Below are 23,423 nucleotides of genomic sequence, written 5' to 3'. Positions count from 1 at the left end.
CACCCTATCCAGCACGGCCGACGGCCCCGGCCGGTGGTCGTGTCCACCGGACGGGGCCGTCGGTGCGGCCCAGGGGCCGCGTGCGGGGTCAGGAGTTGACGCAGGTGTTGCCGGCCGCCGGGTTCACCAGACCGATGATGTTGATGCTGTTGCCGCACAGGTTGATCGGGACGTGGACCGGCACCTGGACGACGTTGCCGGACAGCACGCCCGGGGAGCCGATGGCGGCACCGCTGGCGTTGGCGTCGGCGACGGCGGAACCCGTGGCGCCGAGGATGCCCACGGCGGCGAGCACGGTGGCGGCGAAGGCAGTGCGAATACGCATGTCACTCCAAAGTCGATGACGGACGTCGAGACAGGATCACACCGCTTCCAGGTGCCGATTCCCGGGCATTCACCTGTCCACCGGCGTGTCACGGCGGAGCCCGCGGCGCGCGGGCTCAATTGGCCCGGCTGTAGCGGGCGGTACCCGTCCAGATGCGTTCGAGCCGAACGCGTGTACCGGGTTTGGGAGCGTGCCAGATCTGGTCGTGGCCCGCGTAGATGCCGACATGGCGCATGGTTCCCCCGGCGGGGAAGAAGACCAGGTCTCCCGGGGCGCGCTCGGTGCGCGAGATGTGGTCGGTGCTCTCGTACTGGGCTTCCGCGGTGCGGGGGAGTGCCCGGCCGGCCTTGCGGAAGGCGTAGAGCGTCAGACCCGAACAGTCGAATTCACTGGGCCCGGTGGCGCCGTAGACATAAGGGGCGCCCTTCTTCGAGGCGGCGACGGCGACGGCCTTTATACCGTAGAGGGAGGCGGCCTGGGCGGGTGTCGAAGGGGCGAAGAGTGCGGCGGTCACGGAGACCGCGAGGAACAGGACCGGAGAGCGGCGGCTCTCCCAGCGTTTCTTCGATTTCCTCAATCGTGATTCCTCCGCATTCAGATACTGGGAACAACCAAGAGGGTGCTGTTCTCGATGACTGCGTTACGGGCTCCCGACGACCGCCCATTGTGCACGAGAGCGTCTCGCGGAAGGGGCGGGACACGGCAGGAAATATCCGGGCCGGGTAAAGCGGCAGGTGGATATGTGTTTTCCGATTGCTCCGCGGAGTCCGCCGGCGGGCCGCTGAACCGGTCAGGAATCGAGAAGCGGCCGGCGCGGGGCCGGGCCTAGCGTGCTTCTCATGACTTCCCTCGCATGCGTCACCCTCGACGTGGCCGACCTGACGGCCGCCGACCGCTTCTACACCGCCGCCTTCGGCCTGGGGCGCGCCCTGCGGCTGCGCGAGGCCCAGCCGCCCACCACGGGCTTCCGCGGCTTCACGCTCTCCCTCACCGTCGCCCAGCCGGGCGACGTCGACAGCCTCCTCGGCTCCGCACTGGAGGCCGGCGCCACGCCGGTGAAGCCCGCCGCGAAGTCGATGTGGGGCTACGGAGGGGTCGTCCGGGCCCCCGACGGCGCGATCTGGAAGGTCGCCACCTCGGCGAAGAAGGACACCGGCCCCGTCACCCGGGAGGCGGACGCCCTCGTGCTCCTCCTCGGCGTCGCCGACCTCGGCGCGAGCAAGCGCTTCTACACCGGGCAGGGCCTGGCCGTGGCGAAGAACATCCCGGGCGTGTACGTGGAGTTCGAGGCCGCGGAAGGCCCCGTCAAGCTCGCCCTCTACAAGCGGCGGGCCCTCGCCAAGGACGCCGGCGTCGCCCCGGAGGGCACCGGTTCACCCCGGCTGACGATCGGCGCGGCCACCGCCCCCTTCACCGACCCCGACGGCTTCCCCTGGGAGACCGTCCCGGCCCCGCACCCCGCCCTCTGAGGTCCCGCGGCTCCCGGCCGCCGTCCTCACGGCCGGGGGCGGGAACCCGGACGGCCCTTGCGGCGCGGCGGCGACAGGGATTCCCGGAACACCCGCGCGGCACGCGGGTTCTGGGCGCACTGCCACACGCCGTGCGGGCAGTAGTCCGTGATGCTGTGGTACAGCGGCTTGTGCTGGGAGATCCACGCCAGCATCCGCCGCATGTACTCGGGGTTGTCGCCGTTGCGGAAGAGCCCCCACTCCGGGTAGGAGATCCGCTTGTGGTGCGCCTTCGCGAACTCCACCTGCTGCCGCAGACCGTACGGCTGGTTGATCATCTCGTTGAAGGAGTCGCCGGGAGGCTGGTCGTAGGAGTCCATGCCGATGATGTCGACCACGTCGTCCCCGGGATAGCACTCCGTCCAGCCGATCGCGTCCGGCCCCCGGTTCGGGGCGAAGTCGAAGCGGAACCGTTGCCCCTTGGCGGAGCGCATGGCGGCCACGATGTTGCGCCAGTACTGCTTCCAGGCGTCGGGGTCGGGCCGGCACCGGTGGGTGTAGTTGAAGCCGTTCATCTCCCAGCCCAGCACGACCACGGTGTCCGGCAGCCCGAGTGTGACCAGCCGCTTGCCCAGCCGCCGGAAGTGCTCGTCGTACGCGCCCTCCGCACCCGAGCGGAGCAGCTCGGCGACCCCCTCGTCGGGGACGCCGGCCTCGTTGCCCTCGAACATGGGCACGTTCAGCACGAACAGCCGGTCGCGCCGCTCCTTGCGCCACCGCGCCCAGCTGCCCAGGGACGTCGGCTCCCCCTCGATGTTCGCCCAGGTGTCCCCGGGCAGGTACGTGTGCCCGGCGCGCACCTCCGCGCCCCCGAGCCAGCGCGAGAACGCGCGCATCCGGTCCACGCCGGGGGAGTCGTAGTGGAGGTAGGCGCCCACCGCGACCCCGGAACCGCCGCCGCCGCGAGGGGCCTCCCGCGGTGCCCGAGCGGGGCCGCCGCCGGTCGCGAGCAGGCCCACGGCGACCGCGCTGACGCAGACGCCGGCCATCCATCGCCCTCTACGCGACATGGTCCTCTCCAGGAGCCTCGGGAATCCGTGTGCTTCACAGCGACGCTAGACATCCCCCCGCCACCCGGCCTGCCCGGTGCCCGGATCCTGGGCCATTCGCGGGAGCCGGCCGCCCCCGGCTGACCCGTCCGGGGGAGGACCGCCGCGGACGCCGCCTGTGCGCTCTTCGGGTGACGCGCGGCCGCGACCGGGAACCGCACGGCCCGTCCGCCGCTCCCCTTCGGCATGAACGCGCATGTGATCACGATCGAGATCCGCGGCCTGGAGTCCGCGGCTCTGAAGGCGGCGGAGCAGATCGCCGCCCTCTTTCCGCAGGCCGGCCCCGTCCTGCCCGAGCGCAGGCGGGGAGAGGACGAGGTGACCGTCAGGATCCGGGCGGACCTCGGCTCCTTCCCACCCGACAGCGGCTATACGGACACCTGCGCCTGACCGTCACCAGTTCTGCTTAACACCCGTTCACCAACGCACCACTTCTGCTGAGGGTGGCGGCGCCCCAGAGTGGGCTCATGCAAAGGATCTGCGTGATCGGCGGAAGCCGGTACTTCGGAAAACTCCTGGTCCAGCGGCTGCGGGCGGCCGGCCACCGGGTGACGGTGATCAACCGGGGCTCCAGCCGCCCGCCCGCCGGTGTCGAGCACCTCGTCGCCGACCGCGACGACGAGGCGGCCCTCCTCGCCGCCCTCGGCCCCCGCACCTTCGACACGGTCGTCGACCAGGTCTGCTACACCCCCGTGCAGGCCGCGATCGCCGCCCGCGTCTTCGCCGGCCGCACCCGCCGGTACGTGATGACCTCCACGATCGAGGTATACGACCCGCAGACGGCCGCCGCCCTGACGGCCGCCCCGGACGGTACCCCGGTGTCCGAGCAGGCCGTGGACCCCGCCGCCTGGCCGGTGGACCTGGACCTGCCCTGGCACGACGCCGCGTACCTGGAGGCCCACTACGCCGAGGGCAAGCGCCAGGCGGAGGCCGTCCTCACCCGCGCCGGCGGCTTCACCTTCGCCTCCGTGCGCAGTGCCCACGTCCTCGGCGGCGGCGCCGAGGAGTTCACCGGCCGCCTGGCCCACTACACCCGCCGCGTCTCCCGGGGCGAACCGGTCACCGTGTACGCCACCGAACGGCCCACGGTCTTCATCCACTACCGGGAACTCGCCGCCCTGCTCCTGTGGGCGGCCACCGAGACGGACTTCAACGGCCCCCTCAACGCCTGCTCCGACGGCCCGCTCGACGCACACGCCCTCGCCGGGGCCGTCGCCGCGCGGACCGGCCGCGCACCCCGCTTCCAGGTGGCCGCCGCGCCCGGGGCCGCGTCCCCCTTCTCCTTCGACCGCCACTACGCCATGAGCAACGCCCGCGCGAAGGAACTCGGCTTCACCTTCTCCCGTACCGCCGACTGGCTCCCGGCCGCCGTCACCGAAGCCCTCGCCGCCCCCACCCCCTGAGGACCAGCACCCGCCATGCAGCACCGCACCCTCGCACACACCACCGTCGGCGCCATCGGCCTGGGCGCCATGCCGCTGTCGATCGAGCACCGCCCGGACGAGTCCCGGGCCGTCGCCACGGTCCACGCCGCCCTCGACGCCGGCGTCACGCTCATCGACACCGCCGACAGCTACCACTGGCACGCCGGCGAGGAGGGCCACAACGAACGGCTGATCGCCCGCGCCCTGGCCAGCTACGCCGGGGACACCTCCGGCGTGCTCGTCGCCACCAAGGGGGGCCGGGGCCGCCCGGGCGACGGCAGCTGGACCGTCAACGCCACCCCCGGCCACCTCAAGCGCGCCGCCCAGGCATCCGCCGCCCGGCTCGGCGTCGAGGCCCTCGGCCTGTACCAGCTCCACAAGCCGGACCCGGCCGTCCCCTGGGAGGAGTCCGTCGGCGCCCTGCGCGAGCTCCTCGACGCCGGGACGATCCGCGCCGCCGGCATCTCCAACGTCACCACCGGCCAGATCCGCCAGGCGTACGAGATCCTCGGCGACGGCCTGGCCTCGGTGCAGAACCGGTACTCGCCCGCCGTCCGGGACAGCGAACCGCAGCTGCGGCTGAGCACGGAACTGGGCCTGGCCTTCCTGCCGTGGAGCCCCCTCGGGGGCATCTCCCGCAGCTCCCTGGACGGGCCCTCCGGCCCGGTCTCCGCCGGCACCGCCTTCCACGAGGTGGCGGCCGAACGCGGCGTCAGCCCGCAGCGGATCACCCTGGCCTGGCTCCTCAGCCGCTCCCCGGCCGTCATCCCCCTCCCGGGAGCCAGCCGCCCGGCCTCCGTCACCGAGTCGGCCCAGGCGGCCGGGCTCCGCCTGACCGATGCGGAACTCGGCCGCCTGGAGGCGCCCCTGCCCGCTCCGCCGGCCTGAGGCGGCGGCCCCACGCCCGGGCGGGGCCGTACGGGCGGTCCGGGCGGGGCCGGCCGGATACGAACCGGCGTCCTCGCGGTTGTGGAGACCGCGCGCGTCGACCTCTGCGCTACGGGCCCCGCCCGGACCGTCCGCATCCTATGCGGGCCGTCCGCGAGCGCTCAGGTGCCCGTGGGCATGTCCGATGAGTTCCGGCCGCGTGGCCGGTCTACCCTGCAGACCCGTTCCTTCCCGGAGGGAGCCCCCCGATGACCGGCACGACCCTGTTCGACCTCGGACCGCAGGCGGACGTCGTGGCCCGCCTCCTCGCCGGTGTCCCCGACGCCGCGCTCGCCGGGCCCACGCCCTGCCCCGCGTACACGGTCGGCGACCTGCTGGGCCACCTCGCGGGCCTGGCCGTCGCCTTCCGCGACGCCGCCCGCAAGGACCTCGGCCCCACCACCGCCACGCCCCCGGGCGCGGCGCCGCCCCCGCTGCCCGCCGACTGGCGGGAGAGGATCCCGCACGCCCTCGGCGAGCTGGCCGGGGCCTGGCGGGAGCCGGCCGCCTGGACCGGGATGACCCGCGCGGGAGGCGTGGACATGCCGGGCGCCGTCACGGCCGCCGTGGCGGCGGACGAACTCGTCGTCCACGGCTGGGATCTGGCCCGGGCCACTGGCCAGGACTACACCCCCGACCCCGCCGCGCTCCGGGCCTCGCACGCCTTCCTGCTGGCCGCCTCAAAGGAGGCGGGCGGCGGCCAGGGACCGTTCGGGCCCGTCGTCGCGGTACCGGACGACGCCCCCTTGCTGGACCGGACCGTAGGGCTGAGCGGCCGGGATCCGGGCTGGACGCCCTGACCCTCCCGCAGACGTCATCGCCCCGTCGCGAACGGTTCGGCCCCCGCTCACCTTCCCGTCGTGTGTCATGTGAAATATCACATGACATAAGGCCGCCCCGGCTCGCGGGGCGGTCCCATGACGAGTGACGAGGGAAGAACCGCGATGAACCGCTTGACCCTTCTGGCCGTCGGCGCCGTAGGCATGACCGTCCTCACGGCCGCCCCCGCCGTTGCCGCCACCCCGGCGGACGTGGCCCAGACCGTCACCACCTGCGGTGGCTCCGGCCTCCAGGCCGGCCTCTCCACCCGGGTGTGCGCCGACGTCACCGGTACCACCGCCGAGTTCTACGGCACGGTCGGCCTGGCCGGCCCGCCCTCCCCGGGCAGCCCGGCCCCCCAGCCGAAGGAGCTGTACACGACCCTCTCCGTCGAGGTCGTCGGTGCCGGCTCTCCCGTGACCCGCGCCGTGCCGGTCGTCTTCACCTCCTCGGCCGTCGAGGTGCGCGGCCAGGCCGCCTCCGCCCCCTGCGGCTCGACCATCCGCGCCACCTTCGGCGTGGCCTCGTACCCCTGGTCGGGCCGGCCCGTGGTCCACGAGGTGACCCTGACCTGCTGAGCCGCCCGGACACAGGGCCCCGCACGCGGCGCGTGCGGGGCCTTGCGCGCGCCCCGTACCGTGAACGGGTGAGGATCCTGCTGACCTCGGACACGCACGTACCGGCGCGGGCCCGGCGCCTGCCCGACGCCCTGCTGGCGGCCGTCGACGAAGCCGACGTGGTCATCCATGCCGGTGACTGGACCGACGAAGCCACCCTCGACCTGCTGGAGTCCAGGGCGCGCCGCCTGATCGCCGTCCACGGCAACAACGACGGCCCCGCCCTGCGCGCCCGGCTCCCCGAGAGCGCCCGCGCGGAACTCGGCGGCGTGCGCTTCGCGGTCGTCCACGAGACCGGCCCGGCGGCCGGGCGCGAGCGGCGCTGCGCGGCACGCTTCCCCGACACCGACGTGCTGGTGTTCGGCCACAGCCACATCCCCTGGAACTCCACGGCCCCCGGCGGACTGCGCCTGCTCAACCCCGGCTCTCCCACGGACCGCCGGCGCCAGCCCGACCACACCTTCCTGACCCTCACCGCCGCCGACGGCACGGTCGGCGACCTCGTCCTCCACCGCCTGCCGCCCCGGCCCCCGCACCGCACCGGTACCGGACCCGGCGGGTGAGGACGCGCCGGGTCAGGACGCGCCGGGTCAGGACGCGCCGGGTCAGGACTCGCGGTCCATGACCCGGCGGGCCGCCTCCGCCTCGGCCGCGGCCGGGGAGAGCTCGTCCAGGGTGTCGAGCTCGTCGTCCGCCCCCAGCTCCTCCTCCCAGGCCGCCGCGAGCCGCTCCTGCTCCTCGCGCGGTCTGGCCCCGACGGATGCGCGGCGCTCCGGGTCCAGAGCCGTCAGGAACCGTCCGACCGAGTCCGTCGGCATACCGCTCTCCTTGTCGCCGTGCGGGAGGGCCGGCCGTCACCGGCGCTGCCGTGCCCCGGCCCAGCATCGCGAACCCGCACCGGCGCCGCCGGCCGACACGTCAGGCCACCACCCGAAGAGCGGTGCGATCCGGCCACGCCCGGCGCTTTCCCGTGCATCGCCCCGCCACCGCACTACCCTGATGGGTCGTCAACGAGAGGGCAGGGCCGATGACGATCACACCAGGACGCGGTGAACCCGACCTGCTCGACGGCGACGGCGACGGCGACGGCGGCAAAGACGGCGACGGCGGCGGCCACGGAGGCTACGAGACCTCCGGCAAGTCCGCCCGCTTCCGCGCCGGCCCGCCCGCCCCGCCCCGCACCCTGGTCGACGTCTTCACCGCCACCGCCCGCGCCCACCCCGACGAGCCCGCCCTCGACGACGGCACCACCAGCCTGACCTACCGGGCCCTGGCCGCCGAGGTCGAGCGCCGCCGGCGGGTCCTCGCCGCCTGCGGGATCGGGCTCGGCGACCGGGTCGGCGTACGGGTGCCGTCCGGGACCAACGACCTGTACGTCTGCGTCCTGGCCGTGCTCGCCGCCGGGGCCGCCTACGTACCGGTCGACGCCGAGGACCCCGACGAGCGCGCCGCCCTCGTCTTCGCCGAGGCCGGGGTTCGGGCCGTCCTGGGCGCCGGCCCCGGCATCGAACTCACCGGCCCCCGCGCCCGCGAGCGGGTCCGCTCCGCACCACCCTCACCCGGGCACGACGCGTGGATCATCTTCACCTCCGGCTCCACCGGCAGGCCCAAGGGCGTCGCCGTCACCCACCGCAGCGCCGCCGCCTTCGTCGACGCCGAGGCCGCGCTCTTCCTCGGTGACGAACCGCTCGGCCCCGGCGACCGGGTCATGGCCGGGCTGTCCGTCGCCTTCGACGCCTCCTGCGAGGAGATGTGGCTGGCCTGGCGCCACGGCGCCTGCCTCGTGCCCGTCCCCCGCTCCCAGGTGCGGGGCGGCGCCGAACTCGGCCCCTGGCTGGTGGACCAGGAGATCACCGTCGTCTCCACCGTGCCCACCCTGGCCGCGCTGTGGGAGCCCGAAAGCCTCGACGAGGTCCGGCTGCTGGTCTTCGGCGGTGAGGCGTGCCCGCCCGAGCTGAGCCGGCGTCTGGTCACCGAGGGCCGCGAGGTGTGGAACACCTACGGCCCCACCGAAGCCACCGTCGTGGCCTGCGCGGCCCTCCTGACCGGAGAGGAACCGGTGAGGATCGGCCTCCCGCTGGCCGGCTGGGAGCTGGCCGTGGTCGACGGCGCCGGCGAGCCGGTGCCCATGGGCGGCAGCGGAGAACTCGTCATCGGCGGCGTCGGACTGGCCCGCTACCTCGACCCCGCCAAGGACGCCGAGAAGTACGCCCCCCTGCCCGCCCTCGGCTGGCCGCGCGCCTACCGCAGCGGCGACCTCGTCCGCGCCGAACCGGAAGGGCTGGTCTTCCTCGGCCGCGCCGACGAACAGGTCAAGCTCGGCGGCCGGCGCATCGAACTCGGCGAGGTCGACGCCGCGCTCCAGGCCCTGCCCGGCGTCAGCGGCGCGGCCGCCGCCGTCCGCACCGCACGCGGCGGCAACCAGCTCCTCGTCGGATACCTCGTCACCCAGGACGGCTGGGACCCCGCGGAGTCCCTCGCCCGGCTGCGCGCCGCCCTGCCCGCCGCGCTCGTCCCCCTCCTCGCCCCCGTCGACACCCTGCCCACCCGCACCTCCGGCAAGGTCGACCGCGACGCCCTGCCCTGGCCCCTCCCCGGAACCGAGGCCCCCGCACCCGCCGAGGAGCTGCACGGCACCGAGGCATGGCTCGCCGCACAGTGGAGCCAGGCCCTGGGGGTACCCGTCACCGGCGCCGACGACGACTTCTTCGCCATCGGCGGCGGCAGCCTCGCCGCCGCCCGGCTCGCCTCCCTGCTGCGCACCCGCTACCCGGCCGCGGCCGTCCTCGACGTCTACCAGCAGCCCGTCCTGCGCAAGCTGGCCCGGCGGCTGGAGAAGACGGTGACGCAGGACGAGGCGCCCCGCACCGTCACTCCGGTCCCCGCCCGCTCCCGGATCCTCCAGTGCCTGCTGCTGCTCCCGCTGTTCACCCTGGCGGGCCTGCGCCGCACCGTCGTCCTGTTCGCCCTCGGCAACGCACTGCACCGGTTCGGGCCCTACCCGTGGGCGCCGGCCGTGTCCTGGTGGCTCGTCGCCGCCGGGGCGGTGCTGCTGCTGAGCCCGCCCGGCCGCCTGGCGATCGCGGCGGGCGGCGCCCGCCTGCTGCTGCGCGGGGTGGCGGCGGGACGCCATCCGCGGGGCGGCGGCGTGCACCTGCGGCTGTGGACCGCCGAGCGGCTCGCCGAATGCGCCGGTGCCACCTCCCTCACCGGGGCCTGGCTCGAACGCTACGCGCGGGCCCTCGGCGCCCGCGTCGGCCCCGAGGTCGATCTGCACTCCCTGCCCCCGGTCATCGGGATGCTCCGGCTCGGCCGCGGCTGCGCCGTCGAGGCCGAGGTGGACCTCTGCGGGCACTGGCTGGACGGGGACCAGCTCGTGATCGGGCCCGTCCGGGTCGGCGCCGGCGCGGTCGTCGGCACCCGCAGCCTGCTCTTCCCCGGCGCGCGGATCGGCAAGCGGGCCGAGGTCGCCCCCGGATCCGCCGTCGTCGGGCACGTCCCGACCGGCCAGCGCTGGGCCGGCGCCCCCGCCGTCCGACTCGGCCGGGCCCGCCACGACTGGCCCCCGCAGCGCCCGCCGCGCCCCCTGCTGTGGCGGGCGATGTACGGGGCGACCGGCGTGGCCCTCACCGCCCTGCCCCTGCTCGCGGCCCTGCCCGCCCTGTGGGTGGCCGGCCGGTTCGTCCCCGCGGGCGCGGGACCCGCCCGCGCGCTGCGGGGCGCCCTGCTCGCGGTGGCACCCGGGGCCCTCGCGTACGGGCTCGCGTACGCGCTGCTGGTGCTGGCCGGCGTACGCGTCCTCAGCCTCGGACTGCGGCCGGGATGCCACCCCACGCACAGCCGGACCGGCTGGCAGGCATGGGCGGTCACCCAGCTGATGGACCTGGCCCGGGACACCCTCTTTCCCCTGTACGCCGCGCTCGCCACCCCCGTCTGGCTCCGGCTGCTCGGTATGCGCGTCGGCCGCCGCGCCGAGGTCTCCACCGTCCTCGGACTGCCCAGCCTGACCACCGTCGGCGACGGCGCCTTCCTCGCCGACGACACCCTGACCGCCCCCTGCGAACGCGGCGGCGGCTGGGTGCGGATCGGGCGCGCGCAGATCGGCCGCCGGGCCTTCCTCGGCAACTCCGGCATGACCGCCCCGGGCCGAACCGTCCCCGAGGACGGGCTGGTCGGGGTGCTGTCCGCGACGCCCAAGAAGGCCAAGAAGGGCCGCTCCTACCTGGGCCTGCCTCCCGTCCGGCTGCCCCGGTCCGCCGCGGTCGCCGACCACAGCCGGACCTACGATCCGCCCGCGCGTCTGCTGTGGGCGCGCGGCCTGGTCGAACTGCTGCGGCTGGTCCCCGTGTTCTGCTCGGCCGCCCTGGCCGTCCTGACGGCGGCCGCGCTCTGCGCCCTGGCCACCGCGCCCGGCGGGCCGGGACCCGCCGGAGCCGCCCTGCTGTCCGGTGTGGTGCTGCTCGCCGCCGGAGCTCTCGCCTGCGGGGTCACCGTGGCCGCCAAATGGCTGCTGATGGGCCGGCACCGGGTCGGGGAGCACCCGCTGTGGAGCGCCTTCGTGTGGCGGGGCGAGCTGGCCGACACCTTCGTGGAGGTGCTGGCCGTGCCCTGGCTGGCCGGATCGGTGCCGGGCACCCCCCTGCTGACGCTGTGGCTGCGCGGGCTCGGCGCCCGGATCGGGCGCGGGGTCTGGTGCGAGAGCCACTGGCTGCCCGAGACCGATCTGGTGACCCTGGGCGACGGCGTCAGCGTCAACCGGGGCTGCGTGCTCCAGACGCATCTCTTCCACGACCGGATCCTGCGGACCGATACTGTGGTGCTGCGCGAGGGCGCCACCCTGGGCCCGGGCGGGATCGTCCTGCCCGGGAGCACGGTCGGAGCCCGCAGCACGGTGGGCCCCGCCTCCCTCGTGATGGCCGGGGAGTCCGTCCCCGACGGCACCCGCTGGCTGGGCAACCCGATCGAGGCGTGGCGCTCCTGAACCCGCGTTCCCCCGGCCGGTCGCAGGCCGGCCCACCGGTACCCCGGACGAGCAAGGCGCAGGGAGCGGACACGGCAGTGAGCGGCCAGCAGACAGCGGCACCCGACCCGTACTTCCCGCAGAACGGCGACCCGCGCTACCACGCGCACCGCTACGAACTCGCCCTCGACTACCGGCCCGCGCCCAACCGGCTCACCGGACGGGCGCGCATCAGCGCCATCGCCGGACCGGAACCCCTGGACGGGTTCCACCTCAACCTGGCGGAGTACCGGCTGGGACGGGTCCTGCTCGACGGCAGGGCCCCGCACTACACCCACCGCGCCGGCCTGCTCCGCATCCGCCCTGCCAGGCCCCTGCCCCCGGGCGCCGCGTTCACCGTGGAGGTGCACTGGGCGGGCAACCCCCGGCCGGTGCGCAGCCCGTGGGGCGGTCTCGGCTGGGAGGAGCTGACCGACGGCGCGCTGGTCGCCAGCCAGCCGGTCGGCGCGCCCTCCTGGTACCCGTGCAACGACCGGCCCGCCGACAAGGCCGCCTACCAGATCTCCCTCACCACCCCCTCCGCCTACACCGTGGCGGCCGGCGGCCGGCTCCTCACGCGGACCACCGGGGCCAGCACCACCACCTGGGTGTACGAGCAGCCCGCCCCCACCTCCAGCTACCTCGTCGGCCTGTCGGTGGGCGCGTACCGCACGGTGCCGCTCGACGGCGCCGCACCCGGCGGCGTCCCCCAGAACGCCCACGTGCCCGCACACCTGCTGCCGCGGTTCTCCCACGACTTCGCCCGCCAGCCCGCCATGATGCGCCTGTTCGAGGAACTGTTCGGGCCCTACCCCTTCGGCGAGTACACGGTGGTCGTCGCCGACGAGGAACTGGACGTGCCCGTCGAGGCCCAGGCCCTGTCCACGTTCGGCGCCAACCACGTGGACGGCGTACGGGGCGCGGAGCGGCTCATCGCCCACGAACTCGCGCACCAGTGGTTCGGCAACAGCGTGACCGTCGCCGACTGGCGGCACATCTGGCTCAACGAGGGCTTCGCCAAGTACGCCGAATGGCTCTGGTCGGAGCGCTCCGGGGGCCGGACCGCGCAGGAGCTCGCGGCCGCCGCGCACCGGCTGCTGGCCTCCCGGCCGCAGGACCTGAGGCTGTCCGACCCGGGCCGCAAGCTGATGTTCGACGACCGGCTCTACCAGCGCGGCGGCCTCACCCTCCACGCGCTGCGCTGCGCCCTGGGCGAGGACGCCTTCTTCCGGATGCTGCGCGACTGGGCCACCCGGCACCGTCACGGGGTGGTGACCACGGCCGCCTTCACCGCCCATGTGGCCCGGTACGCCGGCCGGCCGACGGACGGGCTGTGCGCGGCCTGGCTGGACGAACCGGCCCTCCCGCCGCTGCCCCGGCCCGGGCGGGCCCCTGCCTGAGCGGGTCCGGCCCGCTGCCCTCAGGCGCCGTCGACGAGGCGCTGGAGGCCCGGCGCGTACAGGTCGGCCAGCCGCTCGCGGCTCGTGTGTGCGCCCGCGCCGTCCGGGCGGTGCAGGCTCAAGGTGGCGCCCAGACCCAGCAGCTGGCCGGCGATCAGCTCGGCCCGCAGCCGCGCGTCCGGACCCGTCAAGGCGGCGGCCAGCCGGTCGGTGACCTGCTCGCGGAACCGGGCCCGCAGCAGGGTGCGCTCGTCCTCGATGCCGAGGGAGAACACCACCCGCAGCAGCGGGTCCCCGCCGAAGCGGTCGCGCAGGTCGAGCATCGTCAGCACCAAGTGCCGGCCGAGCCCCGCAGGCGGCGCGTCGAACAGGGCGTCGGCGGCCGACCCGAAATCGGCGACCGTGTTGAACAGGGCCTCTTTGCTGCCGAACCGTTTCACGATCAGCGAGGGGCTCACTCCGGCGGCGGCGGCGATGCCGCGCATGGTGACCTCCGCGTACGGCCGCAGCGTGAACGCCCGGCGCGCGGCGCGCACGATGGCGTCGCGCCCGGTACCGGGGGCCGCCTCGCCGTCGGCGGTGGCGGCCCGCGCGGGCCCGTCGGTGGTGCTCATGCGCTCTCCCGGGCGGCGGTCACGGACGCTGACACCGCGACCGTACCGCCCTTCGCGGCGCGGTCGCGCGGCCGGTCGGACGGCAGGAACAGCGTGGCGACCAGCGCGGCGAGCGCCGCCCCGGCGGCGACGAGGAAGATCAGCAGGTAGGCGTGGAGGGTGGGGGCCGTCCGGCCGCCCGCCGTGAACGTCAGATGGGCCAGCACGGCGGCGACCACGGCGCTGCAGCATGCCTGCCCGACGGAGCGCATCAGGGTGTTCAGGCCGTTGGCCGCGGCCGTCTCGCCCACCGGCACCGCCCGCATGACGAGCGCCGGCAGCGCCGAGTAGGCGAGGGCCGTGCCCGAGGAGACGACGGTGGCGCCGGCCACGATCATCCAGAGGCTGTGGCTGGTGTAGAAGCGGACCACATAGCCGACCGCCATCACGACGGCGGCGAGCCCGAGGGCGGTACGGGGCCCGTACGCGGCGGAGATCCGCGCGGAGACGGGGGAGAGGGCCACCATCGCCAGGCCGCCGGGCAGCAGGCACAGGCCGCTGACCACGATGGACGCGCCGAGCCCGTATCCGGTGCTGGTCGGCTCCTGCACCATCTGGCCCGTGACGAGGGAGTTCGCGTAGAAGGCGAAGCCGATCAGCAGGGCCGCGACGTTCGTCAGCAGCACCGCCGGCCGGGCCGAGACCCGCAGGTCCACCATGGGGGAGCGGGTGCGCAGCTCGTAGCGGCCCCACAGCAGCCCCACCGCCACCGACGCGCCGAACAGGCCGAGCGTACGCCCGGAGGTCCAGCCCCAGTCGGCCCCCTGGGTGATCGCCAGCAGCAGGCCGACGAGGCAGCCGGTCAGGCCGAGGGTGCCCACGAGGTCGAAACGGCCGGGGGAGCGGACGGGGGACTCGGGGACGATCCTCAGCACCAGGACCAGATCGAGCAGCCCGAGCGCGGCCGAGGCCCAGAACATCGTGTGCCAGTCGAAGTTCTCCATGACCACCGCGGCCACCGGCAGGCCGATCGCCGCACCGATGCCGAGGGTGGAGCTCATCAGGGCGATCGAGGGCAGCACCCGCTCGGCGGGCAGCTCGTCGCGGATGATGCTGATGCCCAGCGGAATCACCGCCAGGGCGGCGCCCTGGAGACCCCGGCCGGTGATCAGCACACCGATGTCCGAGCTGACCGCGCACAGCACCGACCCGAGGGTGAGGACACCGAGCGAAGCCAGCAGGACCCGCCGCTTCCCGTACATGTCGCCGACGCGCCCCAGCACGGGGGTGAAGACGGCCCCGGTGAGGAGGGTGATGGTCACCAGCCACCCGGCGGCCCCCGGGCTCGCGCCCGTCAGCGCGGGGACGTGCGGCAGGAGCGGGACCACGAGGGTCTGCATCACGGCGACGACCATGCCGCAGAAGGCGAGCACGGGGACGACGAGGCGGCCGTGCGGCGAGTGGCGGGCGTGCGGCGAGGAGGGACGGCCGGCGGCGGGTATCGCGGAGGGCATACCGCCCAGGGTAAACGACTGTGCACCCCTACGTCCGCACCCCGTCCCCGGACGGACCGAGAAGGTAATGCGGTGGCTGTTCCCGGGGTGGTTGCATTTCTATTCCGGGGAATTCAGAGGCGCCGCAGAATTCCTGTGGAAGCGGTGGCGGCGAGAATTCCCCTCGGGGGTGAGAATTGCATAGCGCGGTTGCCCCGGCGCGCCACTGTACGGGCCGCCGGTTCCGGCGGTCCGTACAGATTCTCCGGGGCTCGGCCGATCAGTCAGCCGCAGTCGTCGTACCCTCCGCCCCAGTCGTCATCGTTGTCGTACCAGCCGTGGCCGTAGCCGTAGCCGTTGTCGTCGTCGTCGTCCCAGCCGTGGCTGGAATACGAGACCGCGTGCGTCGGCGCGGCCGCGGACGCCGTGCCCGCCGCGGCGACGGCGCCGCCGGCCACCATGACGCCGATCGCGGAGGCCGCGAAGAGCTGCTTGACTCTCAGTGCTTGCATGGTTCGAAACCCTTCTCGTCACTGCGCCGTTCCACGGCGCGAAGCGGTGTGCTCCTCCTTCCGGTCAGCAACACGATGGTTTTCTCACTTCACCCGATCAACGTGGGGGCGTATCCGCCGTCAACGTGGCCGTTCAGGCCACGGACCCAGGGGCTGGACCGCTCATGCAACGGGCCGCTTCTGCATCCCCGCAGGTGAAATACCCGTTCCCGCGGTGGCGGCCCTTCCCTCACCATGCTAGTCACCTACCTGTGAGTCGTCACCTCGGGCGGAGCGGAGGCCGGCGACCGCACCTCAAATCCCGGGAAGGGGTGTGCCGCTGTGGAACAGGAACGCACGACCTGCTGCGTGGTGGGAGGCGGGCCGGCCGGCATGGTGCTCGGCCTGCTGCTGGCCCGCGCCGGCGTGGAGGTGACGGTGCTGGAGAAACACGGGGACTTCCTGCGCGACTTCCGCGGCGACACCGTCCACCCCTCGACGCTCTCGCTCCTGGAGGACATCGGACTCGCCGAACGTTTCGCCGCGCTCCCGCAGCGCCGGGTGACCTCCGTCCAACTGCCCATCGGACCCGGCCGGACCCTCGTCACCGTCGGCGACATCGCGGCGCTGCACGGCACGTACAACTACATCGCGATGGTGCCCCAGTGGGACCTCCTGGACCTCCTTGCCGACGAAGCCGGCAAGGAGCCCTCCTTCCGCCTGCGCATGGACACCGAGGCGACCTCCTTCCTCAGGCAGGGCGGCCGGGTCACCGGCGTCCGCTACCGGACGGCCGACGGCCGCACCGGCGAACTGCGCGCCACGCTCACCGTCGCCTGCGACGGGCGCGGATCGCTGGCCAGGGAGCTGCCCGAACTCGGTCTGGAGGACTTCGCCTGCCCCATGGACGCCTGGTGGTTCCGCCTGCCCCGCGACGAGGCCGACCCCAGCGGGCTCCTCGGCGGCCTCGGCGACCGGTTCTTCACCGCCCTCATCGACCGGGGCGACTACTGGCAGTGCGCGGCGCTCATCCCCAAGGGCACCGACGCCGAGCGTCGCGCCGAGGGGCTGGAGCGGTTCATGACCCGCTTCACCGACGCCGTTCCCTGGCTGGCCGGACGGGCGGGAGCCGTCACCTCCTGGGACGAGGTGAAGCTGCTCGACGTACGCCTCGACCGCCTGCGCCGCTGGCACCGCCCGGGGCTGCTGTGCATCGGTGACGCCGCCCACGCCATGTCGCCCGTCTTCGGCATCGGCATCAACCTGGCCGTCCAGGACGCGGTGGCCGCCGCCCGCCACCTGGTACGCCCCCTGCGCGAGGGCATGGTGGGCCTGCCCGACGTGCGCCGCGTCCAACTGCGCCGCTGGCCCACGACGGTGGCCACCCAGGGCCTCCAGCGGCTGGCCCACCGGCAGGTCATCGCCCCCCTGCTGGCGGGCCGTTCCGCCTTCGGCGACCCCCGCCGCGCGCAGCGGATGACGGAACTGGTGACGGAGTCCCGCTGGCTCAACCGCGTTCCCGCCTACTTCATCGGCTACGGCGCCCTGCGCGAGCGGCCGCCGAAGGAGTCCCTGCGCTGAGCCTCCCGGCGGCCGGGAGACCCGTGGACGGGAGTGGCCGGAACCCTTCGGTGGCAACCGTGTGGAAGTAGGGTCTCCGTTTATTCGGACTGGCTGGATATGATCGGCACCCTCACCCCACAGGGCCGTGCAGGCAGTTCCCCCATGCCCTCGTCCAGGCCCGTCTCCGCCGCTCCCGAGGACCGATGTCTGCCATGGCACCCGAAGGCCCGCCGAGCCCGCCGACCGCCCGGCGCCGCCGCACCGTGCGGCTGCGCACGATGCTGGTCTGCCTGGCCGTCGTCCCCACCGTGGCGATGGGCACCCAGACCGCCGTCACCGCCCAGCGGCTGCTGGCCCGCTCCGAGCACCTGCGCGCCGACCTGGAGGCCGGCGAGCGACTGGGAGTGCCGCTGGTCGGGCTGATGAACGAGCTCCAGGCCGAGCGGGCCGTCACCGCCGCGCGGTGGGCCGGCTCGCCCGTGTCCGACGACGCCCTGCGCGACCAGCGGTCCGCGACCGACCGGGCGGCGGCCGAGTTCCGGCGTCTGTCGGGCACGGGCGGCGGCGACGGGACGCAGCCGTCCGGGCAGGAGCAGGACCCCGGCGAAGGGCGCGTCGGCGCCGTCGGCGTACGGCTCGGCCTCCTGGCCGGCTACCGCAAACGCGCGGACGCCCACACCGGCAGCGCCGAGCAGGTGGTCGACTACTACAGCGGTGTCATCGACGACATCATCCGCGCCTACCAGGATGAATTCAGCCACTCCGAGGACGCCGAACTCGCCCAGGAGAGCAGGCCCGCCGTCTCCCTGTTCTCGGCCACCGAGATGGTCGCCCGCGAGGACACCGCCCTCGCGCTCGCCGGGCCCTCCCGTGAACTGGCCGCCACCGGCTTCTCCCAGTTCCTCGACGCCGTCGGCACCCACCGCTACCTCTACACCACCTGGATCGTGCCGTACCTCCCGCCCGCCGAACGGGCCTCGTACGACAAGCTCACCGTCTCGGACGCCTGGCAGACCAAACTCCGCATCGAGAACGCGGTCATCGCCAACCACAAGGACACCGCCACCGGTGTGAAGCTGCCGGCCGACGTCGCCGAATGGCCGGCCGCCTACCGCACGTTCTCCCCCGACCTGGCCGCGCTCAACACGGAGCGGGCCCGGCGTCTGTTCGCCGACGCCGACGCCAAGGCCGGCGAACTGGAGACCGAGGTCTTCTGGCTGATCGGGGCCGGCGCCGCCGCCCTGCTGCTCGTCAGCGCCGTCGTCGTCCTCATCACCCGGTCCGTCCTGCACCGGCTCGACCGCCTGCACACCCGCACCGTCGCCATCGCCGAGGAGACGCTGCCCGATGTGGTGGCCCGGCTCCAGCGCGGCGAGCCCGTCGACGAGGACGCGCTGCCGGCCGTACGCGGACGCCAGGACGAGGTCGGCCAGATCGCCGACGCCTTCGCCCGGGTGGTCGCCGCCTCCGTCGACGGACACCGCCAACTGGCCGCCGAACGGCACGGCTTCGGCCTGTTCGCCTCCGGCATCGCCTCCCGCACCGGAAACCTCGTCAGCCGCCAGTTGAGCCTGACCGAGGAGCTCCAGGACACCTTCGGCCACGACGAGGCGCTCCTGGCCCAGCTGATGCGCTCCGACCAGCTGACCGTGGGGATGCGGCGCCAGATCGAGAACCTCCTCATCCTGGCCGGCGGCGAGATCCCCGACCCGCACACCGACCCCATGCGCGTCGCCGACCTGCTGCGCGAAGCCGCCGCCGAGGTCGAGGACTTCCGGCGCATCGAACGGCAGGCCCTGGACGAGGCGAGCGTGCAGCCGCACGCCATCAGCCAGATCAGCCACCTGCTGGCCGAACTCCTGGACAACGCGACCCGGTTCTCGCCGCCCCGCTCCAAGGTGGTCGTCCGCGCCGAACTCGTCGCCGACGGGCTGTCCGTGGAGATCGAGGACCGCGGCCCGCGCGTCTCGCATGCCGGCTACGCCGCCATGAACGAGCGCCTGCACTCGGCGCCCCCGTACTCCGTCCTCGCCGAGAACGCCCACCGCCTGGGCCTCTTCGTCGTCGGCCACCTCGCCGAACAACTCCAGGCCCGCGTCACCCTGCGGCGCTCGGTGTACGGGGGCACGGCGGCCGTGGTGATCCTGCCCGGCGCGCTGCTGGCGTCCACCGGAGGCAGCCCGGAGCCCGCGCGGCCGTCCCCGTCGTCCCCGGCGTCCCGGCCGCCCCGGCCGTCCCGGCCGGACAACGCCCCCGCCCCCGTCAGCCTGCCCGTACGCGGGCCCGCGCCGGGGGCCGCCGCCCCGACGGACACCGCCGACGCCCCCGCCCCCGTACCGGCGGCGGGATCGGGGCGGGCACTGCCCACCCGTCCGGCGGCCCGCGCCGGCGCGCGCCCGGCCCTGCCCGAGCGCGTCCCGCAGACCCACCTCACCCGGCAACTGCGCGGCCCCCGCGCCCCGGAGCCGGACACCGGCCGGGACGCGGCGACACCCGAAGAGGTCGCCGACGCCTGGGCGGACTACGAAGAGGGGACCAAGAAAGTGGAAGCAGAGCTCGGAGCGGACCAGCCATGACGACGACATCCAGCGACATGATCTACGGCATCCTGGACAACAACCTGAGCCGCATCGCCGGCATCCAGGGAGCCGTGCTCCTGTCCAACGACGGGATCAAACTCAGCGCCTACCTGCTGGAGCGGGATCAGGCCGAGCGCATCGCGGCCGCCTCCTCCGGCATAGCCGCCACCATGAAGGCGATATCCCGGGAGATCGACGGGGGCAGGGTCATCCGCCAGCTGGTCGAGATGGACGACCGGTACCTCTGCGTCGTCGGATGCGGGGAGGGCAGCACGCTCATCGTGGTGACCTCCCGCAAGGCCAGGCTCGGCGAACTGGGGGGCGAGGCCGTCCGGACCGCCCAGGCGCTCGGAGAGTGGCTGGGCACCCCCGAGCGCACCTCCGCGCCCACCGCGTAATGCCCGACGAGCCGCAGCGCCGGAGCACACGCCGGACCCGGCTGTACGCGCTCACCGACGGCCGCACGAGCGCCGCCGCGCAGACCGTCCTGACGATGGACACCACCATCGTGGCGGCGGCCCCCGGTGACGCGGACGACGCCGGCCTGGCCACCGAATGGCAGGCCGTCCTCGCCCTGTGCGCGCCGCCGGGCGGGATGGCGGTCGCCGAGATCGCCGCCCGGATGCACATGCGCCTCACGCCGATGACGCTGCTGCTGGGCGAACTCGCGGACCGCGGGCTGATCGACCACCGGCCGCCCCTGGAGGGCGCCGAGACCACCAATGTCCACCTGCTCATGAAAATCAGGGACAACCTTGCCCGGATATGACACCGCCGACGACTGCGCCGCCCGGGCGGCGGCCCCGGTCAAGATCCTCGTCGCCGGGGGGTTCGGAGTCGGCAAGACGACCCTGGTCGAGGCGGTCTCGGAGATCGAGCCGCTGCGCACGGAGGAACGCCTGACGAGCGCGGGCGTCGGGGTGGACGATCTCGACGGGATCGAGTCCAAGACCCTGACGACCGTCGCGATGGACTTCGGCCGGATCACCCTCGACGAGGCCGGGGTCGTGCTCTACCTGTTCGGTACACCGGGCCAGGAGCGGTTCTGGTTCATGTGGGACGACCTGCTGAGCGGGGCCCTCGGGGCGCTCGTGCTGGTCGACACCCGGCGCCTGGACCGGGGCTTCCCGGCGATCGACTTCTTCGAGAGCCGGGGCCTGCCCTTCGTGGTCGGCGCCAACTGCTTCCACGGGGAGCAGCCCTACACCGCCGAGGAGATCGCCGCCGCCCTGCACCTGCGGGACCCCTCCACCCCGGTCCTGCTGCTGGACGCCCGCTCCCGGACGGACGCGCGGGACTGCCTGCTGGCCCTGCTCGACGTGGTCATCGCCCGGGCGGGGGCCCCGTCGGGGGCCTGACCGGGCAGCGGGGGAGGGGCGGGGCGGGTCACCGGCGGGCGGCCGTGGCCCCGCTCTCCTCCAGCAGGACCCGCAGGGCGCACTCGGCGGCCCGGTGCCGCAGGAACACCTGGGCGCGGGTGCCGGCCGCCAGGTCACGGGCCGCGGCGGCGCCCTCCCGCGTCGCGTCCTCCCGCGTCGCGCGCCACCCGTGCGCCGTAGGGCCTACGGCGCCGTCCCAGGCGGTGCGGCGGGCCATCCAGAACCAGCCCGCCCCGGCGCGGCAGCAGCCCCACAGGACCGCGTCGAGGTCCGGTTCCGCTCTGCCCTGCCCGTGGGCCTGTCTCTCCCGCGTCACGTGCGTCCCCCCGGTTCCGGTCCTGGCCCGGACCGCAGGCTAGGTCAGGGCGGCGGCCGCGAGGGAGTCCGCGTTTCGGCCAACCTGGGACACGTCCCACGCCATGATCGCCCGGGCGGCGGTCAGCCGCCGCTGGGCTGCGGGGCGGGGGTGGAGGGGCTCGCCGCGGGGGACGGGCTCTGGGTCGGCTCCGGTGTGCAGACCACCTCGTCGCGCGGGGTGTAGTGGGTGCGGAACGTCTGCCGCCCGACCTCCTGGCCCCGCTGGACGAAGACGCGGTCCACCGCCACGTCGAAGCCTTCGAGCGGGGTCTGCGCCTCGCAGTCCGGGCCAGTGGCCGTGCGCTTGGCGGGCAGGGTGAGGTGGGAGCGGGGGCCCAGGGTGGCGCGTACCGCGTCGTACTTCTTCGTCCCGAGCAGGGTGATGGTCACCGAGGTGTCGGTGGACTCGGCACGGATGGTCAGCGGGTGGCCGGTGTCGTTCTTCCAGCGCAGGTCGAGGGTGCCCCAGGCGACGGTGGCCTCGCGGCCCTCGGGGTAGCGCTCGATGTAGAAGGAGTGGGCCCCGTGCTCCACGAACGGGGCTCCGGAGAAGAACACGGCGTTGTACAGGGCCGTGGCCACGCTGGAGACGCCCCCGCCGGGGGACTTCACGTAGCGGCCGTCATTGATCATGATGCCGTCGACGAAACCGTTCTCCTTGGTGCGCTCGCCGACCGTCCTGTTGAAGCTCCAGGTCTGGCCCGGGGCGACCACCGACCCGTTGATCAGCTGGACGGCCCGCCCGATGTTCGTCGTCCGGTAGGGCGCGGCGGGGAAGTGGACGGTGAAGGAGGACACCTCCTGCGGACCCGCCACCACGCCGCCGACCGCCTGTCCCGAGGGCGCCGGCAGTTCGGCGCCGGAGGCGTGAGCGGCCGGGATCAGCAGGCTGAGGCCGAGGCTGAGCGCGGCGGCCCCTGCCATCAGGGGCAGGCCGATCCGCCGGTGGTCCGTCAGGCGGTGTGCGCGTCGCATGTCTCTCCTGGGGGCGGGGATGGGGGCGTCGGTGCTCCGGGGACGTCCCGGTACACACCACGGACCAGGATCCAGCCATCTAGGTCAAAAGGGACAAAAATGTGCCCCGTCTCACGCCGGTTACCGTACGTCCCGCGCAGGTCGTTAGCGTGACCGCATGTACACGATCAAGGGCGTGACCGCCACGCCGGGCGGCCGGTCCGCCGTCCGCTTCCACGACCAGGGCTACGGCTACGCCGTCACACCGGACCGCCGCGCCGGCTCCCTCGCCGGCGCCCTGCTCGGCGAGGGAGCCGGCTGCGTCACCGCACTGGTGCTGCTCGCCCTGACGGGCCTCTACACCGTGCTCCGCAAGACGGGAGCGCCGGAGGCGGCCCTCACGGCCTGCGTGGCGGTGTTCCTCGTCGCCCTCTGCTACGGACTCCTCATCGTCTTCGTGAACTGGGCGGGCGGTGTCCTCCTGGACATCCTGTTCCTCGTGGCCGCCGTGGCGACCCTCCCCGCCATGCTGTTCCCGGCCTACCGGCGCGCGCTGCGGCGCGGCCTGAGCGGCGGCGCCGAGGCGGAGCCGGCCTGGGTGCCCGCCACGGCCCTCGCCGGAGTGTGGCACCAGCCCGGCCCCGGCGGCGGCAGCGTGGTCACCGTCCAGCACACCGACGGATCCGTCATCGCCTTCGTCCCCGCCCCCGAACACGCCCGCGACCTGTACGAACGCCTCGACGGCCTGCTCCGCGACGCCCGCTCGGCCCCCTGGCGGCCCGGGCACGGCCACGCCCCCCAGGGCCGCCGCTGAGGGCGCCCCCGCGGAGGGGGGCCGCGTAAAGGCCCCCGGACCGGGCACACGGCAGGGCATGAACACTATGAACCCCTTTGTGGTGGTAACCGGTGGTGCCCAGGTGGAGGCGGGTGCGGCGGGTACCCCCGC

23 protein-coding genes, 1 tRNA gene and 1 pseudogene are annotated in these 23,423 nt (G+C 74.2%); 15 read left to right on the top strand and 10 right to left on the bottom strand.

Features of this window, described 5'->3' with window-relative positions:
* Window positions 1-88: 88 nt before the first annotated feature.
* Window positions 89-325 (bottom strand): chaplin, encoded by a 237-nt coding sequence (locus ABZ716_RS14280; protein ID WP_351891602.1) that lies wholly within the window; start codon window positions 323-325, stop codon window positions 89-91.
* A 115-nt stretch (window positions 326-440) separates the two neighbouring features.
* On the bottom strand, window positions 441-857 hold the full coding sequence (locus ABZ716_RS14275) for a C40 family peptidase (RefSeq protein WP_358959152.1): 417 nt from the start codon (window positions 855-857) through the stop codon (window positions 441-443).
* Between the two features lie 307 nt (window positions 858-1,164).
* Here ABZ716_RS14275 and ABZ716_RS14270 point away from each other — a divergent pair, with 307 nt between their 5' ends.
* Complete coding sequence (locus ABZ716_RS14270) at window positions 1,165-1,794, top strand: glyoxalase (RefSeq protein ID WP_358958978.1); 630 nt, start codon at window positions 1,165-1,167, stop codon at window positions 1,792-1,794.
* Window positions 1,795-1,820: 26 nt separating this feature from the next.
* On the opposite strand, the gene ABZ716_RS14265 is transcribed toward ABZ716_RS14270, so the two are convergent.
* Entirely contained in the window at window positions 1,821-2,843 is a 1,023-nt protein-coding gene (locus ABZ716_RS14265; RefSeq protein WP_355969186.1) for a glycosyl hydrolase, read from the bottom strand.
* 225 nt (window positions 2,844-3,068) lie between these two features.
* Here ABZ716_RS14265 and ABZ716_RS14260 point away from each other — a divergent pair, with 225 nt between their 5' ends.
* The 3 genes from ABZ716_RS14260 to ABZ716_RS14250 all read left to right on the top strand — a co-directional run bounded on the left by ABZ716_RS14260 (window position 3,069) and on the right by ABZ716_RS14250 (window position 5,194).
* Complete coding sequence (locus ABZ716_RS14260) at window positions 3,069-3,272, top strand: hypothetical protein (RefSeq protein WP_358958975.1); 204 nt, start codon at window positions 3,069-3,071, stop codon at window positions 3,270-3,272.
* A gap of 77 nt (window positions 3,273-3,349) precedes the next feature.
* On the top strand, window positions 3,350-4,285 hold the full coding sequence (locus ABZ716_RS14255; protein WP_358958972.1) for an NAD-dependent epimerase/dehydratase family protein: 936 nt from the start codon (window positions 3,350-3,352) through the stop codon (window positions 4,283-4,285).
* Between the two features lie 15 nt (window positions 4,286-4,300).
* Window positions 4,301-5,194 carry an aldo/keto reductase gene (locus tag ABZ716_RS14250; protein WP_358958970.1) on the top strand — a complete coding sequence of 298 codons (894 nt, stop codon included), beginning with the start codon at window positions 4,301-4,303 and terminating at the stop codon, window positions 5,192-5,194.
* 44 nt (window positions 5,195-5,238) lie between these two features.
* Here ABZ716_RS14250 and ABZ716_RS14245 read toward each other — a convergent pair.
* Window positions 5,239-5,314, bottom strand: a tRNA-Trp gene (locus tag ABZ716_RS14245).
* Window positions 5,315-5,442: 128 nt separating this feature from the next.
* On the opposite strand from ABZ716_RS14245, the gene ABZ716_RS14240 reads away from it, so the two are divergent.
* From ABZ716_RS14240 to ABZ716_RS14230, 3 genes are all read left to right on the top strand, one after another.
* Window positions 5,443-6,033 (top strand): TIGR03086 family metal-binding protein, encoded by a 591-nt coding sequence (locus ABZ716_RS14240; protein WP_358958968.1) that lies wholly within the window; start codon window positions 5,443-5,445, stop codon window positions 6,031-6,033.
* 144 nt (window positions 6,034-6,177) lie between these two features.
* Window positions 6,178-6,630 carry a hypothetical protein gene (locus ABZ716_RS14235; protein WP_358958964.1) on the top strand — a complete coding sequence of 151 codons (453 nt, stop codon included), beginning with the start codon at window positions 6,178-6,180 and terminating at the stop codon, window positions 6,628-6,630.
* Window positions 6,631-6,698: 68 nt separating this feature from the next.
* A complete protein-coding gene (locus tag ABZ716_RS14230) occupies window positions 6,699-7,232 on the top strand; it encodes a metallophosphoesterase (RefSeq protein WP_358958961.1) in 534 nt (177 codons plus the stop codon).
* Window positions 7,233-7,274: 42 nt separating this feature from the next.
* On the opposite strand, the gene ABZ716_RS14225 is transcribed toward ABZ716_RS14230, so the two are convergent.
* Window positions 7,275-7,487, bottom strand: coding sequence for a hypothetical protein (locus tag ABZ716_RS14225; protein WP_358810813.1), 213 nt, complete (start codon window positions 7,485-7,487; stop codon window positions 7,275-7,277).
* Between the two features lie 209 nt (window positions 7,488-7,696).
* On the opposite strand from ABZ716_RS14225, the gene ABZ716_RS14220 reads away from it, so the two are divergent.
* Complete coding sequence (locus tag ABZ716_RS14220; protein ID WP_358958959.1) at window positions 7,697-11,650, top strand: Pls/PosA family non-ribosomal peptide synthetase; 3,954 nt, start codon at window positions 7,697-7,699, stop codon at window positions 11,648-11,650.
* Between the two features lie 77 nt (window positions 11,651-11,727).
* Window positions 11,728-13,068 (top strand): M1 family metallopeptidase, encoded by a 1,341-nt coding sequence (locus ABZ716_RS14215; protein ID WP_358958957.1) that lies wholly within the window; start codon window positions 11,728-11,730, stop codon window positions 13,066-13,068.
* 20 nt (window positions 13,069-13,088) lie between these two features.
* Here the strand turns inward: ABZ716_RS14215 and ABZ716_RS14210 are convergent, their stop codons facing one another.
* The 3 genes from ABZ716_RS14210 to ABZ716_RS14200 all read right to left on the bottom strand — a co-directional run bounded on the left by ABZ716_RS14210 (window position 13,089) and on the right by ABZ716_RS14200 (window position 15,666).
* The gene (locus tag ABZ716_RS14210; protein ID WP_358958954.1) at window positions 13,089-13,682 is read right to left on the bottom strand and encodes a TetR family transcriptional regulator; all 594 of its coding nucleotides are present in this window, start codon (window positions 13,680-13,682) and stop codon (window positions 13,089-13,091) included.
* Window positions 13,679-15,175 (bottom strand): MFS transporter, encoded by a 1,497-nt coding sequence (locus ABZ716_RS14205; RefSeq protein ID WP_358958951.1) that lies wholly within the window; start codon window positions 15,173-15,175, stop codon window positions 13,679-13,681. The genes ABZ716_RS14210 and ABZ716_RS14205 overlap by 4 nt, the downstream gene beginning before the upstream one ends.
* A gap of 263 nt (window positions 15,176-15,438) precedes the next feature.
* On the bottom strand, window positions 15,439-15,666 hold the full coding sequence (locus tag ABZ716_RS14200; protein WP_358958948.1) for a hypothetical protein: 228 nt from the start codon (window positions 15,664-15,666) through the stop codon (window positions 15,439-15,441).
* A 321-nt stretch (window positions 15,667-15,987) separates the two neighbouring features.
* Between ABZ716_RS14200 and ABZ716_RS14195 the strand changes: the two genes are divergently transcribed.
* The 5 genes from ABZ716_RS14195 (at window position 15,988) to ABZ716_RS14175 (ending at window position 21,145) form a co-directional block, all read left to right on the top strand.
* Window positions 15,988-17,226 carry an FAD-dependent oxidoreductase gene (locus ABZ716_RS14195; protein WP_358810819.1) on the top strand — a complete coding sequence of 413 codons (1,239 nt, stop codon included), beginning with the start codon at window positions 15,988-15,990 and terminating at the stop codon, window positions 17,224-17,226.
* 194 nt (window positions 17,227-17,420) lie between these two features.
* Window positions 17,421-19,784: a sensor histidine kinase gene (locus tag ABZ716_RS14190; protein ID WP_358958946.1), complete on the top strand. Its 2,364-nt coding sequence runs from the start codon at window positions 17,421-17,423 to the stop codon at window positions 19,782-19,784.
* Complete coding sequence (locus ABZ716_RS14185) at window positions 19,781-20,185, top strand: roadblock/LC7 domain-containing protein (RefSeq protein WP_079423415.1); 405 nt, start codon at window positions 19,781-19,783, stop codon at window positions 20,183-20,185. The genes ABZ716_RS14190 and ABZ716_RS14185 overlap by 4 nt, the downstream gene beginning before the upstream one ends.
* The gene (locus ABZ716_RS14180) at window positions 20,185-20,556 is read left to right on the top strand and encodes a DUF742 domain-containing protein (RefSeq protein ID WP_351891562.1); all 372 of its coding nucleotides are present in this window, start codon (window positions 20,185-20,187) and stop codon (window positions 20,554-20,556) included. The genes ABZ716_RS14185 and ABZ716_RS14180 overlap by 1 nt, the downstream gene beginning before the upstream one ends.
* Window positions 20,543-21,145 (top strand): ATP/GTP-binding protein, encoded by a 603-nt coding sequence (locus tag ABZ716_RS14175; protein WP_351891559.1) that lies wholly within the window; start codon window positions 20,543-20,545, stop codon window positions 21,143-21,145. The genes ABZ716_RS14180 and ABZ716_RS14175 overlap by 14 nt, the downstream gene beginning before the upstream one ends.
* 28 nt (window positions 21,146-21,173) lie before the next feature.
* On the opposite strand, the gene ABZ716_RS14170 is transcribed toward ABZ716_RS14175, so the two are convergent.
* Complete coding sequence (locus tag ABZ716_RS14170) at window positions 21,174-21,482, bottom strand: hypothetical protein (RefSeq protein WP_358810821.1); 309 nt, start codon at window positions 21,480-21,482, stop codon at window positions 21,174-21,176.
* A 122-nt stretch (window positions 21,483-21,604) separates the two neighbouring features.
* Window positions 21,605-22,327 (bottom strand): annotated as a pseudogene (locus ABZ716_RS14165) (VanW family protein); the annotation flags it as partial.
* A 328-nt stretch (window positions 22,328-22,655) separates the two neighbouring features.
* Between ABZ716_RS14165 and ABZ716_RS14160 the strand changes: the two are divergent.
* Window positions 22,656-23,291 carry a hypothetical protein gene (locus ABZ716_RS14160; RefSeq protein ID WP_358958943.1) on the top strand — a complete coding sequence of 212 codons (636 nt, stop codon included), beginning with the start codon at window positions 22,656-22,658 and terminating at the stop codon, window positions 23,289-23,291.
* The last annotated feature ends 132 nt before the right edge of the window (window positions 23,292-23,423 follow it).

The organism is Streptomyces sp. NPDC006687 (genome assembly GCF_040636215.1).
Lineage (GTDB): Bacteria > Actinomycetota > Actinomycetes > Streptomycetales > Streptomycetaceae > Streptomyces.
The sequence above is the reverse complement of the archived record's forward strand: the minus strand, read 5'-3'. Positions and strand labels throughout refer to the sequence as shown.

Bases quoted from the DNA above. Each gene is read 5' to 3' on its own strand.
- ABZ716_RS14190 (WP_358958946.1), top strand. From the start codon at position 17,421: ATGGCACCCGAAGGCCCGCCGAGCCCGCCGACCGCCCGGCGCCGCCGC.
- ABZ716_RS14180 (WP_351891562.1), top strand. From the start codon at position 20,185: ATGCCCGACGAGCCGCAGCGCCGGAGCACACGCCGGACCCGGCTGTAC.
- ABZ716_RS14280 (WP_351891602.1), bottom strand. From the start codon at position 325: ATGCGTATTCGCACTGCCTTCGCCGCCACCGTGCTCGCCGCCGTGGGC.
- ABZ716_RS14250 (WP_358958970.1), top strand. From the start codon at position 4,301: ATGCAGCACCGCACCCTCGCACACACCACCGTCGGCGCCATCGGCCTG.
- ABZ716_RS14205 (WP_358958951.1), bottom strand. From the start codon at position 15,175: ATGCCCTCCGCGATACCCGCCGCCGGCCGTCCCTCCTCGCCGCACGCC.
- ABZ716_RS14200 (WP_358958948.1), bottom strand. From the start codon at position 15,666: ATGCAAGCACTGAGAGTCAAGCAGCTCTTCGCGGCCTCCGCGATCGGC.
- ABZ716_RS14225 (WP_358810813.1), bottom strand. From the start codon at position 7,487: ATGCCGACGGACTCGGTCGGACGGTTCCTGACGGCTCTGGACCCGGAG.
- ABZ716_RS14235 (WP_358958964.1), top strand. From the start codon at position 6,178: ATGAACCGCTTGACCCTTCTGGCCGTCGGCGCCGTAGGCATGACCGTC.
- ABZ716_RS14160 (WP_358958943.1), top strand. From the start codon at position 22,656: ATGTACACGATCAAGGGCGTGACCGCCACGCCGGGCGGCCGGTCCGCC.
- ABZ716_RS14270 (WP_358958978.1), top strand. From the start codon at position 1,165: ATGACTTCCCTCGCATGCGTCACCCTCGACGTGGCCGACCTGACGGCC.
- ABZ716_RS14220 (WP_358958959.1), top strand. From the start codon at position 7,697: ATGACGATCACACCAGGACGCGGTGAACCCGACCTGCTCGACGGCGAC.
- ABZ716_RS14185 (WP_079423415.1), top strand. From the start codon at position 19,781: ATGACGACGACATCCAGCGACATGATCTACGGCATCCTGGACAACAAC.
- ABZ716_RS14240 (WP_358958968.1), top strand. From the start codon at position 5,443: ATGACCGGCACGACCCTGTTCGACCTCGGACCGCAGGCGGACGTCGTG.
- ABZ716_RS14255 (WP_358958972.1), top strand. From the start codon at position 3,350: ATGCAAAGGATCTGCGTGATCGGCGGAAGCCGGTACTTCGGAAAACTC.
- ABZ716_RS14265 (WP_355969186.1), bottom strand. From the start codon at position 2,843: ATGTCGCGTAGAGGGCGATGGATGGCCGGCGTCTGCGTCAGCGCGGTC.
- ABZ716_RS14260 (WP_358958975.1), top strand. From the start codon at position 3,069: ATGAACGCGCATGTGATCACGATCGAGATCCGCGGCCTGGAGTCCGCG.
- ABZ716_RS14210 (WP_358958954.1), bottom strand. From the start codon at position 13,682: ATGAGCACCACCGACGGGCCCGCGCGGGCCGCCACCGCCGACGGCGAG.